Origin of the sequence: Acinetobacter sp., assembly GCF_050285345.1 — a bacterium.
GTDB lineage: Bacteria > Pseudomonadota > Gammaproteobacteria > Pseudomonadales > Moraxellaceae > Acinetobacter.
Window position 1 is genome coordinate 17,750 of sequence record NZ_JBLZXR010000153.1, and the last position, 16,394, is coordinate 34,143.

The 16,394-nt window shown below is 40.5% G+C and carries 14 protein-coding genes; 6 read left to right on the forward strand and 8 right to left on the reverse strand.

Going from position 1 to position 16,394, the window contains the following annotated elements:
• Nucleotides 1-41: 41 nt before the first annotated feature.
• Complete coding sequence (locus tag ACN6OV_RS13470) at nt 42-671, reverse strand: arylesterase (protein WP_427953763.1); 630 nt, start codon at nt 669-671, stop codon at nt 42-44.
• A gap of 41 nt (nt 672-712) precedes the next feature.
• Here ACN6OV_RS13470 and ACN6OV_RS13475 point away from each other — a divergent pair, with 41 nt between their 5' ends.
• Together ACN6OV_RS13475 and ACN6OV_RS13480 are read left to right on the forward strand one after the other, a co-directional pair.
• Entirely contained in the window at nt 713-1,408 is a 696-nt protein-coding gene (locus ACN6OV_RS13475) for an ABC transporter ATP-binding protein (RefSeq protein WP_427953787.1), read from the forward strand.
• 9 nt (nt 1,409-1,417) lie between these two features.
• Entirely contained in the window at nt 1,418-3,898 is a 2,481-nt protein-coding gene (locus ACN6OV_RS13480) for an ABC transporter permease (protein WP_427953789.1), read from the forward strand.
• Nucleotides 3,899-3,963: 65 nt separating this feature from the next.
• Here the strand turns inward: ACN6OV_RS13480 and ACN6OV_RS13485 are convergent, their stop codons facing one another.
• Nucleotides 3,964-4,788 (reverse strand): rhomboid family intramembrane serine protease, encoded by an 825-nt coding sequence (locus ACN6OV_RS13485; RefSeq protein WP_427953765.1) that lies wholly within the window; start codon nt 4,786-4,788, stop codon nt 3,964-3,966.
• A gap of 78 nt (nt 4,789-4,866) precedes the next feature.
• Here ACN6OV_RS13485 and mtgA point away from each other — a divergent pair, with 78 nt between their 5' ends.
• The gene (gene mtgA / locus ACN6OV_RS13490) at nt 4,867-5,544 is read left to right on the forward strand and encodes a monofunctional biosynthetic peptidoglycan transglycosylase (RefSeq protein WP_427953767.1); all 678 of its coding nucleotides are present in this window, start codon (nt 4,867-4,869) and stop codon (nt 5,542-5,544) included.
• A gap of 145 nt (nt 5,545-5,689) precedes the next feature.
• Nucleotides 5,690-7,771 carry a polyphosphate kinase 1 gene (gene ppk1, locus ACN6OV_RS13495; RefSeq protein WP_427953769.1) on the forward strand — a complete coding sequence of 694 codons (2,082 nt, stop codon included), beginning with the start codon at nt 5,690-5,692 and terminating at the stop codon, nt 7,769-7,771.
• 118 nt (nt 7,772-7,889) lie between these two features.
• On the opposite strand, the gene ACN6OV_RS13500 is transcribed toward ppk1, so the two are convergent.
• From ACN6OV_RS13500 to rubA, 5 genes are all read right to left on the reverse strand, one after another.
• Complete coding sequence (locus tag ACN6OV_RS13500) at nt 7,890-8,501, reverse strand: hypothetical protein (protein WP_427953771.1); 612 nt, start codon at nt 8,499-8,501, stop codon at nt 7,890-7,892.
• 762 nt (nt 8,502-9,263) lie between these two features.
• Nucleotides 9,264-10,169 carry a LysR family transcriptional regulator OxyR gene (oxyR, locus tag ACN6OV_RS13505; RefSeq protein WP_427953773.1) on the reverse strand — a complete coding sequence of 302 codons (906 nt, stop codon included), beginning with the start codon at nt 10,167-10,169 and terminating at the stop codon, nt 9,264-9,266.
• A gap of 11 nt (nt 10,170-10,180) precedes the next feature.
• Nucleotides 10,181-11,119 carry an esterase EstB gene (gene estB / locus ACN6OV_RS13510; protein ID WP_427953775.1) on the reverse strand — a complete coding sequence of 313 codons (939 nt, stop codon included), beginning with the start codon at nt 11,117-11,119 and terminating at the stop codon, nt 10,181-10,183.
• 59 nt (nt 11,120-11,178) lie between these two features.
• Nucleotides 11,179-12,357, reverse strand: a complete 1,179-nt coding sequence (locus ACN6OV_RS13515) for an NAD(P)/FAD-dependent oxidoreductase (RefSeq protein WP_427953777.1) — start codon at nt 12,355-12,357, stop codon at nt 11,179-11,181.
• A 75-nt stretch (nt 12,358-12,432) separates the two neighbouring features.
• On the reverse strand, nt 12,433-12,597 hold the full coding sequence (gene rubA, locus ACN6OV_RS13520; protein WP_427953779.1) for a rubredoxin RubA: 165 nt from the start codon (nt 12,595-12,597) through the stop codon (nt 12,433-12,435).
• A 524-nt stretch (nt 12,598-13,121) separates the two neighbouring features.
• On the opposite strand from rubA, the gene ACN6OV_RS13525 reads away from it, so the two are divergent.
• The gene (locus tag ACN6OV_RS13525; protein WP_427953781.1) at nt 13,122-13,667 is read left to right on the forward strand and encodes an adenine phosphoribosyltransferase; all 546 of its coding nucleotides are present in this window, start codon (nt 13,122-13,124) and stop codon (nt 13,665-13,667) included.
• 112 nt (nt 13,668-13,779) lie between these two features.
• On the opposite strand, the gene ACN6OV_RS13530 is transcribed toward ACN6OV_RS13525, so the two are convergent.
• Nucleotides 13,780-14,289, reverse strand: a complete 510-nt coding sequence (locus ACN6OV_RS13530) for a YqiA/YcfP family alpha/beta fold hydrolase (protein WP_067762323.1) — start codon at nt 14,287-14,289, stop codon at nt 13,780-13,782.
• Between the two features lie 460 nt (nt 14,290-14,749).
• On the opposite strand from ACN6OV_RS13530, the gene lysS reads away from it, so the two are divergent.
• On the forward strand, nt 14,750-16,276 hold the full coding sequence (lysS, locus tag ACN6OV_RS13535) for a lysine--tRNA ligase (RefSeq protein ID WP_427953783.1): 1,527 nt from the start codon (nt 14,750-14,752) through the stop codon (nt 16,274-16,276).
• Nucleotides 16,277-16,394: the final 118 nt, after the last annotated feature.

Below are 16,394 nucleotides of genomic sequence, written 5' to 3' on the forward strand. Positions count from 1 at the left end.
AGCGCTTTTTTATTGTCTATACTTCAATGAAAAAGTCATTTTTAGAGACTGGCTTTAATATAAGGATAGGCGTTGTTTAATAAAATGGGTTGTGCTTTGGCATTGGGATGAATGAGATCTTTTTGCATTAAAGTTTTCTGTCCCGCAATGCCTTGCATAAAAAATGGCAAGAGTTTGATCTTATATTGCTGACTGACGACAGCGTAATTTTTTTCAAATGCAGCACTGTATGCTGTGCCGTAATTGGGCGGAATTTTCATACCAAACAGAATTACTTTGGCTTTGGTCTGCTGACTTTTTTGTACCAATTGCGCTAAGTTTTTTTGAATCTGTATCGGTGGCTGCCCACGCAGACCATCATTTCCCCCAAGTTCAATCACCACCACATCTGGACGGTGGGTTTGCAATAATTTTGGCAGTCGTGCTAAAGCACCGCTGGTGGTTTCACCGCTTACACTCGCATTGACCACTTTATGTTGTTTCGGATACTGTTGGTCTAGACGTTTTTGTAATAAATGCACCCAGCCTTGTTGTAGGGGAATGCCATAACCTGCACTTAAGCTATCGCCCACGATCATAAGGGTTTTGGCAGATAGCAACATTGGGCTGAGACCAAGGCTTGCACCCAGTAAATAACTCAATATACGAATTTTTTGAATGCGATTTTGCATATAAGGAAGTTATGACCCAACTTAAGACAGATGTTGACATCATGCCACAGGCGATTATTTCTGCACAGCAATTGACACAAAACATACAACTTCCGCAGAAACAGTTATGCATTTTTGAAAACCTGAACCTTGAAATTTATGCAGGTGAGCAAGTTGCAATTACCGGGCGTTCGGGGTCTGGGAAATCCACCTTATTAGGGATTTTAGCGACTTTGGATCAGGCCAGTGGTGGACAACTTCAGGTCTGTGGGCAAGCCATTCATCAACTCAATGAAGAACAACGCGCCAAAGTACGCTTGCAGCATATCGGTTTTGTCTTCCAGTCTTTTCAGTTATTGCCACATTTAACGGCGCTGGAAAATGTCATGTTGCCTTTACGTTTACAACCCAACTTTAAAATTAAAGACGCTGAAGCCAAAGCCTTTAATTTACTGAAAAAAGTCGGTTTGGAGCGACAGGCACAGCAAACACCAAAAGTCTTGTCGGGTGGGGAACAACAACGAGTTGCAATTGCGCGAGCTTTGGTCACGGAGCCTGATATTATTTTTGCCGATGAGCCGACAGGAAATTTAGACAGTGTGACAGCCCAAGAGATTGAACAACTACTTTTTCAATTGAATCGAGAATTGGGCACAACCTTGGTTTTGGTCACCCATGATGTGGAGTTGGCAGGGCAATGTCAGCGCCATTTGGAATTGGTTCAAGGTCAACTGATTGAGCATCAGGGAGGAGTATAAGCGATGAATCTGTTTGCGCTGTTTCGCCCTTTGCTACAACAAAGCTTTAGAACCACAGGCATTTATTTGCTGATGATTGCCTTGACTTTGGCCATCAGTGCAACGACGGCTTTAAAGTTTAGCAATGTGCAAATTCAAAATGCTGTGGCCTTACAAGCAGCCGAAATGCTTGCAGCAGATTTGGTGCTCAGCGATAACGATCCGATTAGTGATGAATGGCAGCAGCAGGCCACAGACCGTCAGTTAAAACAATCCAAAGTCACCATGTTTAGTAGCATGGCGCATACCGATCAACAGTTTGTCATGGTCAATGTTAAAGCGGTAGACGCACAATTTCCATTAAGAGGAGAATTGCGTACTGAACCGCTTTTGCATCGACCGATTCAGGCCGGTGAGGTTTGGCTCAGTCAACGTGCGATGGAGTTATTGCATGTTCAGCTCGGTGATACGGTCAATATTGCTGATGCGGCTTTTAAAGTCAAAGCGAAAATCAGCCATGACTCCAATCAAGAGTTGGGCTTTGGTGGCTTTTCACCAACCGTGATGATTGCGCAGCAAGAAGTTGCACGTACCAATGCGGTTCAAGTTGGCAGTCGAATTGAATATCGTTTATTGATGTCCGGTGCGGCCGAGCAAACGCAGGATTTTGAAAAGTTATTTAAGCAAAAAATTGGTAATAGCTCTGAGTCAAATACAGATCAGGTAGAGGGTGAAACGCAGACCACGCTAAAACTAAGAAATGCCAGTGAAGGCAATACACGCTTAATGAAACCGATAGCCAATCTTGAGACCTTCTTACAATTGGCAAATATTTTGACCATTTTACTTTGTGGGATTGCCATTGCCTTAACCAGTCAGCGCTATGTACAGCAAAATCAGGATGCTATTGCCTTAATGCGCTGTATCGGTGCAACCAAGCAGCAAATTTTAATGGCTTATCTGGGGCTGTTGGCGGTTGTACTGGGTATTTCGATGCTGTTGGGTAGTGCTCTGGGTTTAGGATTAGGTTATGCCTTATTGCAGTTGATGCTCGAGCTAATCCCGAATTTACAACTGCAATTTTCGGCTATTTCTATGCTGGTCGGGCCTTTGCCGATGGCGATATTGACTAGTGCTATCGTGTTACTCGGTTTTGTCTTTCCGAGTTTATGGCAACTGCTAAAAACACCGCCAGCACGTGTGATTCGTCAGCAAGAACGTTCAGCACGTTCCATGCTCGGAATGTTGCTGGCAGGCACGTTGAGTCTCCTTATTTTTTGTGTAGTCCTGACTGAAAATCTGCAACTCACGCTCTGGGTGATGGGTGCGATTATTGCGCTGTGCGTTATTTTGTATTTGGGCATTTGGTTGATCCTGAGAATAATCAAAGGCCTCGGTGCAAAAATATCGATGTATGTGCGCACGCCTTATCAAACTGCCTTTCAAATTACTGCTTTGGCCTTGGGGTTGAGTTTGGTCACGGTGCTGGCAGTCCTTCGAACTGATCTACTTGAGCGCTGGCAGCAGCAATTGCCTGAAGGCACGCCCAATCAGTTTGTTTATGGATTGCCACCTTTTGAACTCGAAAATTTTAATCAACAACTAAAGCAGCATGCTTGGCAGGGAACGCCAATGTATCCCAACATTCGCGGCCGCTTGGTGGCGAAAAATGATCATCCCTTTGCCGATCACTTAATCAAAACCAACAACAGCTTAAGGCGTGAACTTAACCTGACACAGGCAGAAAGTTTTCCCGCAGATAACCAAATTTTGCAAGGTGCCAAAGCCTTTCAGCAGGTCAATGAAGTGTCGGTGGAAGCCAAAACTGCGCAAGAGCTTGGTATTCAGATTGGAGATCGTCTGACTTTTACCTTACCTGAAGGTGTGTTAGAAGCGAAAGTCATTAACCTACGCAGTGTCGAATGGGAGAGTTTTAGCCCGAACTTTTTCTTTATTTTTTCACCACAGACTATGGATGAAAATGCCGGCAGTTATTTAGGCAGCTTTTATGTACCTGAAGCTGATAAAGGATCATTGATTGAGTTGATTCAACAATTTTCCAATACGGTATTTATTGACGTTAGCCTGATCTTGGATGAAATTAAACGTATTGTGTCGGTACTGATTCAGATTATTAGTGTCTTGGCTTTATTGGTCAGTATTTCGGGCATTTTGGTGCTGATTGCCTGTTTAAATTTGCTGATGGATGAACGTAAAAAAGAAGTGGCTTTATTGCGCTCCTTTGGGAGTTCAAAGCAAAAACTTAAGTCGATGTTAACCATGGAAATTGGTTTCATTGGTTTGATTTCTGGCATCGTAGCGTGTCTATTTGCCGAAGTAATCAGTGCCATTGCCAGTTATAAAATGGAACTGCTCATCCAGCCGCATTGGGGAATTTGGTTGATCTTACCTATATTGATGACCTTGTTGTGTGCGCTGATTGGACGCTATCGCTTAAGTTATCTTTGTGATATTCCACCCCTAGAAAGTTTAAGAGAATTAAATAGCTAATCCATCAGAAGCAGACAGAAAAAAGAGCGCAGATGTTGCGCTCTTTTGCATTTTTATTTCGTCGTTTATTTAGCGGCTAGGGCTTGTTTCATTAACACAATAAAATGTTCCCAAAGTGGAGCAATAGGTTGAATCAACTGTTGGCAATGGAGATAAAACCAATAGGTTACAATTGAACCGAGAATCAAACCTGTGAGCTTAAACAGCAGAGGCTTTTGTAATTTCTCACCAAAGTACCAAATAAATGTCAATGCTGCGCCCATGACCATACCGCCAATATGTGCAGCATTGTTGATTCCACTGATCATAAAGCCCATGACCAAGTTAATCCCCATCACCATGACCAAGGTTTTTTTATCTAAATAAAATCGCTGGCGAGGCAGCATCGGCAGTAGAGAAATGACCGTGAGGCCTGCGCCTAAACCCATCACTGCACCTGAAGCACCAGCACCAATTTTAGGAAATAAGCTTGAATCTGCTGTTCCTGCTGCCAATAAAGTATAACTGTTTTGAATATCTAAATAGCCGCTGAATAAGCTACCCATTAACCCTGCCAAAACATACAGACCCAAAAAATAGACCCGCCCTAACATTTGTTCAGCAACACTGCCAAAAATATACAATGCCCACATATTCAACATCAGGTGAATTAAGCCAAAATGAAAAAACATGCTGCTCAATAAACGGATGGGTTCCTCTAAAAAGGTTAAAGGTGCATAATCAGCACCCCATCGCAATGCATCCAGTGTGTCAGGTTGGGAGGCATTCATGCCATTCAACACTTGCCAGCCAAATAGACCAATATTGATGGCAATAAGCAGCGCGGTAATCCACCAAAGTTGGATTTCCAGTTTGTTGGTAGATACAACAGGAGGGCGAAGTTCAGACATGCTATTCTTGTACTGTGTCAAAATATTAAAAAATAAGCTTAACATGAAAAACCAGAATTGCCGGAGTAACACACTGACATGAAAGCCTTTATTGTTCGTACATTGTTAATTCTTGTCAGTCTAGTGCTTTTGGTACAGCTTTGGATCTTTAGTAGCTTGGTTTGGTGGCGTACCCATCCTGTAGAATCGACGATGATGATGCGTTTAGATTACTGGTCAGAGCCTTCAAAACCGATTAAACATGAATGGCGCGATTATGACCAAATCAGTGACTATGTAAAACATGCTGTAGTGGCTGCCGAAGATGGCAAGTTTTTACAGCATCATGGTTTTGATTGGGAAGGGATGCAATTCGCGCTCGAACGCAATAAAGACAAAGGAAAAGTCGTTGCTGGCGGATCTACCATTTCTCAGCAATTGGCAAAAAACTTATTTTTATATAATAAGCGTTCATTCATTCGTAAAGGCCAAGAAGCAGTTGCCACTTGGATGATGGAACGGATGTGGTCGAAACAACGGATTTTGGAAGTCTATTTAAACTCGGTTGAGTTTGGCGACAATATTTACGGTGTGGAAGCGGCAACGCAGCATTATTTTGGTAAAAGTTCACGTAGTTTATCGCGTGAGCAAGCTGCATTTATTGCAGCCATTCTGCCGAATCCGAAATATTATGATGAAAATCGCAACGACCGAAAGTTAAATTACCGCAAGCGTATGATTCAAAAATATATGCGTTATAGCCATATTCCAGACTAAAAAAATTCAGCTAAACCATCGTTCTCTCGATGATGGTTTTGAAATAGAACAAAAAGCTCATTTTTATGGGCTTTTTTTATGAAAATGTCATAAATTTGAAGCATACTAAACACAGCACATCACACATTTTTGATATGGGTCTGAGATGAATACCGCAGCTGAAGTCGCGCAAGCACCAACTGAATATACTTATAATGATCGCTATATAAATCGAGAGCTTTCAATTCTTGATTTTCACTTACGCGTACTCGAACAGGCGGTAGACCCAATTCATCCTTTACTCGAACGGATGAATTTCTTGCTGATTTTCTCGCGTAACTTGGATGAATTTTTTGAAATTCGTGTTGCAGGAATGATGGAACAACTCGACTTGGGTAATGAAAGTCGTAGTCCAGATGGATTAACCCCGAAACAAGTTTTAGACCAAATTTCAGCAACGGCACATGCGGCGATTGAGCGTCAATATCGTATTCTAAATCAAGAGATTTTACCCAAATTGCGTAAAGAAGATATTTGCTTCTTACGCCGTGGTGAACTCACGCCTGCGCAGTCGGCTTGGGTAAGAAAATATTTTCAAGAACAAGTCGCTCCGGTATTAACGCCCATCAGTTTAGACCCTGCACATCCATTTCCACGCTTAGTGAATAAGTCGTTGAACTTTATTGTGACCTTAGAAGGGAAAGATGCCTTTGGTCGTCAAATTGATTTGGCTGTTGTACCTGCGCCACGTTCACTGCCACGTGTTGTGCGCTTACCTGATGAGCTGACAGGTGGAAAAGAACATCATGTGATGCTTTCTGCAATTATTCATGAACATGTCTCTGATTTGTTCCCGGGCATGACAGCAACAGGTTGTTACCAGTTCCGTGTCACGCGTAATGCTGATTTGGCACTCAATGAAGATGTTGAAGATTTAGCCAAAGCCTTAAAAGGTGAGCTCAACTCACGTCGTTTTGGTCGTGCTGTACGTTTAGAAGTGACTGAAAATTGCCCGCAGCATATTTATGATTATTTGCTGGATGAATTCGACCTTGAAGAAGAGCAATTATATAAAGTCGATGGACCAGTCAATCTTGCTCGGTTACTCTCAAACTTTAAACGTCCACATTTACGTTATGACGCACATATTCCTGTCATTCCAAAGGTATTGAAAAAGTCTGAAAATATTTTCAGTGCCATGCAAAAGCAGGATATTTTACTGCACCATCCCTTTGAATCTTTTGCACCCGTGATTAACTTACTGCGCGAAGCTGCACGCGACCCGCAAGTCTTGGCGATTAAGCAAACGCTTTACCGAAGTGGTGCAGACTCTGAAATTGTCCAAGTCTTGGCAGAAGCGGCACGTAATGGTAAGGAAGTGACGGCAGTCATTGAACTACGTGCGCGTTTCGATGAAGAATCGAATATTGCTGTAGCCAATGTACTGCAAGAAGCGGGCGCAGTTGTGGTCTACGGAATTGTGGGCTACAAAACCCATGCCAAAATGATCCTTGTGGTACGTCGTGAAAATAACAAACTTGTACGTTATGTACATTTGGGCACAGGGAACTATCACGCGGGAAATGCGCGGATTTATACGGATTATGGTTTGCTCACAACCGATAATGATCTTTGTGAAGATGTACATCGCATCTTCCAAGAATTAACCGGTATGGGTAAGATGGCAAAATTGAAAAAGTTACTTCATGCACCATTTACACTGCATACTCAGTTGATTAACTTTATTGATAATGAAATTGCCAATGCCAAAGCGGGTAAAACGGCACAAATCATTGTCAAAGTGAATGCCTTGACCGAAGTTCAGTTGATCAATAAGTTATACGAAGCTTCACAAGCCGGCGTGCAAATTGATTTAATTATTCGTTCGATTTGCTGTTTACGTCCGGGCTTGCCGAGGCTTTCTGAAAATATTCGTGTGCGTTCGATCGTTGGGCGTTTTTTAGAACATACCCGAGTCTATTATTTTAGCAATAATGGCGATGCGCGAATTTATTGTTCGAGCGCGGATTGGATGGATCGTAACCTATTCAATCGTGTTGAAGCATGCTTCCCCGTTGAAGATGCGGCATTGAAAAAACGTATCTATCAGCTAGGTCTAGTCAACTATTTAAAAGACAATCAACAGGCCTGGTTATTACAAAGCGATGGTCGTTGGATTCGCACACAGCTTAAAGCGGGTGAGGTGGCGCATAATTCACAACATGTATTACTTGAAGCCTTTAAGTAATATTTAGTAGGTAGTGCGGTGAAATCATAGGGAGCAAAAGCTCCCTTATTTATTCCTAACTTTTGAGTAGTCATCATGATTTGTATCAATTTTTAGATGCTAGATCTATCCCTATGTTTTAGGAACAACTATAAAGCTTACGGTAAATATTTTTAATAAAACCATTGATTTGATAAGTCGAAAGCTTTAATTCATCAACCATTTGTTCTTGGGTTGCGCTATGGCTGACCATATCTAAGATTTGGTATTCAGCCGGATTTAAATTTAGTTGTTCTGCACACTCAGATTGCTGATGTAAGGGTTCATTGAGTAAAAATGTTGCAAAACTTTGATGTAGAGCTGCGCCGCCACGAAGAATAATCTTTAATTGTTGATAGATCTTTTCAGTAGATTGATCAATCACTAAGTATGCTGTAGCACCCAGTTGTAAGGCATGAAAGGTTAAATCCGTCGATTGTTCCTGTACCAGTACGATCAAATTACTAGAAGGGTAAATCTTTTTAATCTGATGAATAAAGGCGATATCGGACTGTTGGGTGGCAACTAAAAAAATTAAATTGGGCAATAAATTAAAAATACTTTGTTTAGCATCGGTTAAATTATCGACGAAGGTAATCAGTTCTTGAGGATAACCTAAGTCTTCTAAAATATCATACATCAAGCTTTTAGAGGTCACTGCTTGATGGTCGATGATCAATACAGGGACGAGTAAGAGAAAATCACTTGCCATACATTTTACCCATTATTTTTTAATCTAGTTGCATTGAGCTAATATGCAATAAAATAAATTAGATAAAAATACCTAAAAACTGGGATTTAATTGATAATTTGTAGTTAAGTTATTGTCAATTATGGTGATTTTATATTGTTCTATTTTGACGGCCTTTGGTTGGTTATTTTGGGTGGATGTACAGTATTTGAGTATTTAGGCCAATTAGATTGTTTGCTTTATGAAATTAATGCATGTTTTATGTAGCTATTAATGAATACATGATAAATTTACGATACTTCTGCTTTTGTTCATTTATATAAAAATGAAGGGCGATTTAATGGTAAAAAGATTGCAAATGGGGGAGGATAAATATTTGGAGATATGGTTTTAGCTTCTCTTATATTCAATGAATTGATGTTGATTAGATATACATGAAATGCTGTGAAAGTTAGTTGTGCCACGAGCTGTACTTTTACTATAAAAGTGGCTAATTGAATGTTTTAACTTGGAATTTTTAAATAAAATACCTAGAAATGGGGATGTGCAATTATTTGGTGCTGACCTAAGATAACTCTATCTTCTAACTTATCTGGCTAGTATGAAGATGTTATTTAGGCTATGAGTTCATATTATTATTGAGTCATATGTATTCCTATAAGGCTACTCATTTGAGTTAGCCTTTTTCTTTTTGTGAAGCATTATTTCATAATGGGCTAAACGTAGCAGATATAAAAAAGAGCGCAATAAGCGCTCTTTTTCGTGATCACATTGACTACAAGCTTAATGCAGATTATTGGTAATTTTCTGCAAAATTTGTAGCAAGACATCAAATTCACTTTGCAGTGGCGTACTTTTACGCGTCACTAATGCAAGTGTACGTGTCGGGCTAGATTCGATTTCTTTTACCGCCAAATCTGGATTTGCTTTGATCATATTGGTATGAATCGCAATCTCAGGAAGTAGAGTAAAGCCTAAATCCGCCGATACCATCTCAATTAAGGTTGGAAGCGAGCTGGCCTTTAAACGATGATCATTTTTGCGTTCGCCAATTGGGCAAGCACTTAAAGCGTGATCGCGTAAACAATGACCTTCTTCAAGCAGCATTAATCGAGACAAATCTAAATCATCTAGGGATTTTGCTTGAGCCGCATTTTGGTCAGCTTTGTGATAAACCAAACACAGCTTCTCTTTGTTAACTTCAGCCACTTTGAGGCTGCGAGTATCAAATGGCAGTGCAAGCAAGACCATATCTAAATTGCCGTGTTCCAGCTTTTCAACAATTTTTTCGCTCTGAGCTTCATGTAGATGAAGTTGAATTTTTGGCAACTGCTTGTGAACTTCATCGAGTAATGGTGCAAGCAGGAAGGGTGCAATTGTTGGAATGACCCCTAAATGTAAATCGCCAGTTAGAGGTTCACTCATTTCACGACTTAAACGCATTAGGTCTTGGGCATCTGCCAGCAGAACTCGGGCCCGGCCGACAACTTGCTCGCCAAGTGGAGTTAAACGCACGTTTTGACGGTCGCGTTCTACCAAAACGCCACCTAATAAACGCTCAAGCTCCATAATCCCGCCAGACAGAGTTGACTGGGTGACAAAAGAACGACGCGCAGCTTCAGTAAAATGTAGCGTTTCTGACAGTGTTACTAGATATGACAGCTGTCTTAAAGATGGTAATGCAGCCATAGTGTCCTAATTTATGATTTAAAGTGATCAGCAAATAAACCGCTAAGATATGGAATAAAATGCGGTGGGATATCATGCCCCATTCCATCAATTAATTCAAATTTAGCGCCTGAAATTGCCTTTGCAACAGCCTTGCCATGGCTTGGCGGCAGTAAACGGTCACGAGCGCCATGAACCACGAGGGTGTTGTGCTGAATCTGTCTATCCAGTTGCAGCAGGGAGCCTGTACATAATATTGCTAAAAACTGTTGAAGTACACCCGCTGGATAATAACTTCGTTTATAGAGTTTACGTGCAGTTTGAATTGCTTCTAACTGATTAATATAACCGGGAGAGCCAATGATATTAAAGACTTTCAGACTATGATTAACAATACCATCTTCATCGTTTGATTCAGGCTTTTCAATTAGACTAAATAACTGTTTTGGAAATGGTGGCGGTAACAAGGGTTGAATGTTACTGGTGAACAGTAAGCAGAGTTTATGGACTTTTTCAGGAAAGCGCGCAGCAACAATTTGTGCAATCATGCCACCCATCGAAGCACCTAAAATATGCACTTTGTCGAGTCCCATACGATCAATAAGTAGGGAAACATCATCCGCCATATCGTACAGGTCATAAGGTGCGCCTTGATTTTCCAAACCTAAGGCAAAACGACCCATGAGTTTTAGGGTATTTAAACGTGGTCCTGTATTGCGGATTTTACTGGATAGGCCAATGTCGCGATTATCAAAGCGAACGACATGATAGCCTTGATCAATCAGGGATTTACAGAAAAAATCGGGCCAATAGAGCATTTGTGCCCCAAGTCCCATAATCAGTAAGATTGTAGGATGTTCGGGGTCGCCACCAGTTTCAACATGCAATTCAATACCATTTCCCAAGTCAACACGAGTTTCATGCATGAATGAGGTATAAGGCGAGATATTGAACTGAAGGCCACTATTCATTGTTATTCTTCCTTAAAAAAGGACATCAATTATTATAAGGATGTCCTTATATTTAAACCTTAAACCGCTGCTGGAATCAAGTCTGGAACCTGCTTAGTCAAAGTTAAGCGTTGCTTGCCTGCAGTTGCACCGAGTAATACAAAACCACGTAATACAGCGTCAGCATCGAGTGCGCGGGCAATCATGCCATCTTCAAGGGTTTCAGTTTCCCATTGAATATCAACTCCTACAGGCGCAGGGAGTACTGTCAAAGGTGCAGCAGGAGTTTTCACCGCAACAGGCATGGCAGGGTAGTGCACAGCTGTTTGCTCACCATTTAGTGTTTTTGCAAGTGCACGTGCTTGTTGCATGATAGGCATCACATAAGGAAGGAGCATGCCGTTTACTTCTGCACAGTCACCGACTGCATAAATATTGGTTAGGTTGGTTTCCAAGCCTGTATTGGTCAATACGCCGCGGCTGGTATGGATACCTGCATTTTTCGCCAAACTAATTTCAGGCTGTAGACCAATGGCAGATAAAACCACATCCGCTACTAAGCTTTGACCATTGGCCAAACTCACATGATAGTCCCCATTTTTAATGCGAGTTACTTTTTCAACGGTCGTACCGAGGATAAATTGAATCCCGGTTTCTTCAAGTTTGGCTTGGAATTGTGTCGCGACATGGTTGGGTAATAAACGACCTAAGGGTTGGGGTGCTAAATCAACTACAGCCACTTTAGCTCCCGTGTTTTGCAAGTCATTGGCAAATTCACAGCCAATCAAACCCGCACCCAAAATTACCACACGTTTATCATCACGTTCAGCAAGCTGTCTACGGAAAGCTTTATAGTGGTCTAGATTGTTGACCACATGAATGTCATCGCTGCCGTCACCTGCAATGGCTAAACGGATCGGATTTGCACCAACAGCCAAAACTAGTTTTGAATAGGCTTGTGTGCTGCTTTGAGCGTGGCTTTCAATAATCAGTTCTTGCTTGGCTGCATCAATCGCTTTGACCCAGCTATTGTTGATAATTCGCATATTAAGTTGAGCTGACATTTTTGCTGCATCACCTAAGGCAATTTGCTCAGGGGCTTTGTTGCCGACTAAAGCATTCGACAATGTCGGTTTTGCATAGTTGATTGCATCATCTGCACAAATCATCATAAGTTCTTGTTCGGGATTTAACTTACGAAATTCACGTGCAACGGCATATCCCGCCATACCAGAACCAATAATGACAATCGGGTGCATACTCAACTCCAAGCTCAATTTATATTTTACAGGCAAAAAAAAGACCATAACGGTGATGGTCTTTGATTATCGTTATTAGATTTCAACCATTTCAAAATCTGCTTTTGACACGCCGCAATCTGGGCAAGTCCAGTCTTCAGGGATATCTTCCCATTTTGTGCCAGCAACAATACCGTCTTGCGGCCAGCCTTCTGCTTCGTCATAAATCCATCCACAAACGATGCATTGATACTTTTTCATTCCATTCTCCAAAAACTGACGCAAAATAAGGTCAGTAAAAATTTCATTCCTGTACAGGTAATCTTTGCCTTATACAGTAGACGCTTATGTTAAATTTTTACGCAGTTCTGACTATAAAGTAAAGTGGCTAAGAGTTTAATCAGCGAAATTAAAAGCAGAATGGCAGTCGAGGACAATAAATATCTTTAAATACCTAAATCTTTCGATTTTTGTTAGACAAAACAACTTTGGTCTGGACTAGTTTTGGTTAGACAGTGATTTCATCGCTCCAAGAGCAAAGCTATTTTGTTTCACTTTTCATGCGATTAAGACTAAAGTCGCGCAGAAAAAAATCGATGAATCAGTTATTTTATAATTAGATAAATACATATTTAATATTTATTAAATAAATAAAATAATAAAATCAATATTTTATGTAAAATTGCTGTGTTTTAATCAGTCACTATTCTATGTCTATCACTGTATTTTTTTTTGAATAAGCGTTAAAATTCACACATTCCTTCCTTATTTATTTTTCTCCTATTATGAGTAATTCTACTGCTGCTGCACTGTGGTCTAACATTCGTACTGTCCAAGATTTCCCTAAACCAGGGATTAGCTTCTTTGACCTTACACCGTTATTCATGAATAACATTGGTCCATTAACAGACGCTTTGATTGCAAGTATTCCTGCAGAAAAATTAGCAGAAGTAGATAGCTTTATTGCTGTTGAAGCGCGTGGCTTTGTATTGGCAAGCTTGCTTGCACAGCGTACAGGTAAAGGTCTTGTTTTAGTTCGTAAAGCAGGCAAGTTACCACCCCCAGTTGTAGGTGTAGGCTATAGCTTAGAATACGGTCTAGATCGTTTAGAAATGTCTGCAGAAATTCAATCACAAAAAGTAATTATTGTGGACGATGTGTTGGCAACAGGTGGTACTTTGCGCGCTGTTAAACAGTTAGCTGAAAAATGTCATCACGAAGTTTTAGGTGCGAGTATTTTCCTTGATCTTCCTGATTTACACAAAGATTTAGGGATGCAGATTTGGTCGGTTCTTGACGATAAATCACGTCCTAAAGTTGCTGCTGCATAGTTTAAAATGCGTTGATACGTTTTAAACTGAAAAAGGCTTTGTTGATGACAAGGCCTTTTTTTATGATTATTTTTTATAGATAGAAGTTGAAGAATAAAGACCTGAAAATAGTTTAGTATTGATGTAGATAATTTTCTTCAATCAGTTGAATAAGTTGATTTATATTTTCAGGGCAGGCCAAGCGATGATGACCGCCTTGGACAGATTGAATTTGCATATAGTCTTCCAGCTGATGTTCAACCCGATGCATATCTAAAATTTCATCACCAAGTTCCAAATAGGCGATCTGAGGAATATCATGATCCAAGTCGGCATCGTTAATGGCCGGATAATCATCTCTAAAATCTGGATATAAACTCGGATTGGCAATCACGCAAGGAATACGATGAAATAGCGACATTTTTAATGCCCAATAGCCTCCAAGGCTATGACCTACAATAATATCCGGGCGAATCTTTTCTATACTTTCATGATAAAAATCGGCAACCGTTTGAAAATTTAAGTTGCGATAGTCCACTTCAATACAAAACTTATGCTTTGCATCAATGGCATGGAATTTTGTAGATTCACGCGATGAATCTAAACCATGTAAAAACAGAATTTTAGATGAGCTTACGGTCATTGTTTTTCTACGCACTGTTTTCAAATATTTTCTGAGTTGAATATTTTACTTTTCAACGAATTTATGTGCTTATTGTAGTCAATTTAGACGCTTTAATAATCTAGCTATTGGTCTAATTCGTCTGTCAAATAAAGACTTTAGTCTTAAATTGGTTTCGAAACCCTATGAAAGGTTAGAAGGGCGAGTAGTTGATTTTATTTGATATTTTTTATGTTAATCGTAACGGGTATGGGTATTTTTTAAAAGAATATATAGGTGTGGTTTGCTATATTAAATGCAGCGCTTAAGCATTTGGCAAGGTGAACTCAAAATATTCCAAAATGGGGGATACATGGCTGAAAGCGTTAAATTTGCTTGAATCATTTTAATTTTATTAAAAATGCTGAATGCGCTTACTGCTCAAGCGGAAGTAAATCTGCTATGCTATGCAACTTCCGATTTTTAACTATTTGAGACAGAGATGACGCAACATAACGCTCAATCGACTTCTGAACAAGCCATTTCCGAAAACGATTTAATTGCACAGCGTCATGCCAAGTTAGAGCACATCAAAGAGCACGCCAAGGAAACAGGTGTTAGCCCGTGGCCTAACACATTTAAGCGTGAACACTATGCACAAGATCTTCAAGACCAATTTGCAGATAAATCAAAAGAAGAAATTGAAGCAGGCGAAAAGGTTCATGTAAAAGTTGCTGGTCGTGTGATGTTGAACCGCGGTTCATTCATCGTAATTCAAGATATGACTGGCCGTATCCAACTTTATGTACCACGTAAAGAGCTGGAAGCTAACGTACTTGCAACCATTAAAGGTTTAGATTTAGGCGATATCATTGCCATTGAAGGCTATATTGGCCGTTCGGGTAAAGGTGACTTATATGTTCATATTGAACAATTTGAACTTTTAACCAAGTCGCTGCGCCCACTACCAGATAAATTCCATGGTTTGACTGATACTGAAGTTAAATATCGTAAGCGTTATTTAGACCTCATCATGAACGAAGAAACACGTAAAACTTTTGAAATTCGTGCAAAAGTGGTGTCAGGTATTCGTTCATATCTTACCAATGAACGCTTCATGGAAGTGGAAACGCCAATGATGCATGTGATTCCAGGTGGTGCGTCTGCGCGTCCATTTGAAACGCATCACAATGCTTTGGATATGCCGTTATTCTTGCGTATTGCGCCTGAACTTTATTTAAAACGTTTGGTTGTCGGTGGTTTTGAACGTGTATTCGAAATTAACCGTAACTTCCGTAACGAAGGTGTTTCAACGCGCCATAACCCAGAATTCACGATGATCGAATTCTATCAAGCCTATGCAGACTACAAAGACTTAATGGCTTTGACTGAAAACATGCTTGAAAAATTGGCAATCGACATTTTGGGTACGACTGACGTGCCGTATGGCGATGAAGTGTATAGCTTCAAAGGTCCATTCAAGAAAATTTCAATGTTTGATGCGATTCTTGAGCACAACCCAACGTTCACGCCAGAAAATGTATCTGACCGTGAATTCTTGGCAAAATTCATTCAAGAAGAGCTAAAAGAGCAAGTGAAACCAGGTTTCGGCTTGGGTCGATTACAAACCATCGTGTTTGAAGAAACTGTGGAAACTCAGTTACGTCAGCCAACTTTCATTACAGAATACCCAGCAGAAACGTCTCCATTGGCACGTCGTAATGATGACAATCCACACATCACCGACCGTTTTGAATTCTTTATTGGTGGTCGTGAGTTGGCAAATGGTTTCTCAGAATTAAATGACCCAATTGACCAAGCAGAACGTTTCCAAGCTCAGGTTGAGGAAAAAGACGCAGGTGATGATGAGGCGATGCATTATGATGCAGACTTTATTGAAGCACTTGAATACGGCTTACCTCCTACAGCAGGTGAAGGTATTGGTATTGACCGTTTGGTGATGCTATTTGCCAATGCAGCAAGTATCCGTGAAGTGATCTTGTTCCCGCATATGCGTCATAAAAACTAATTTTTAGTTTTTGAAGCATTATAAAAAAGCTCACGTTATGTGTAATGCCAGTCAGTTAAGAAATTGCCTGGCATTTTCTTGGATATTTCTGTGGTTTTCCCTTCACAACCCGAGGGCA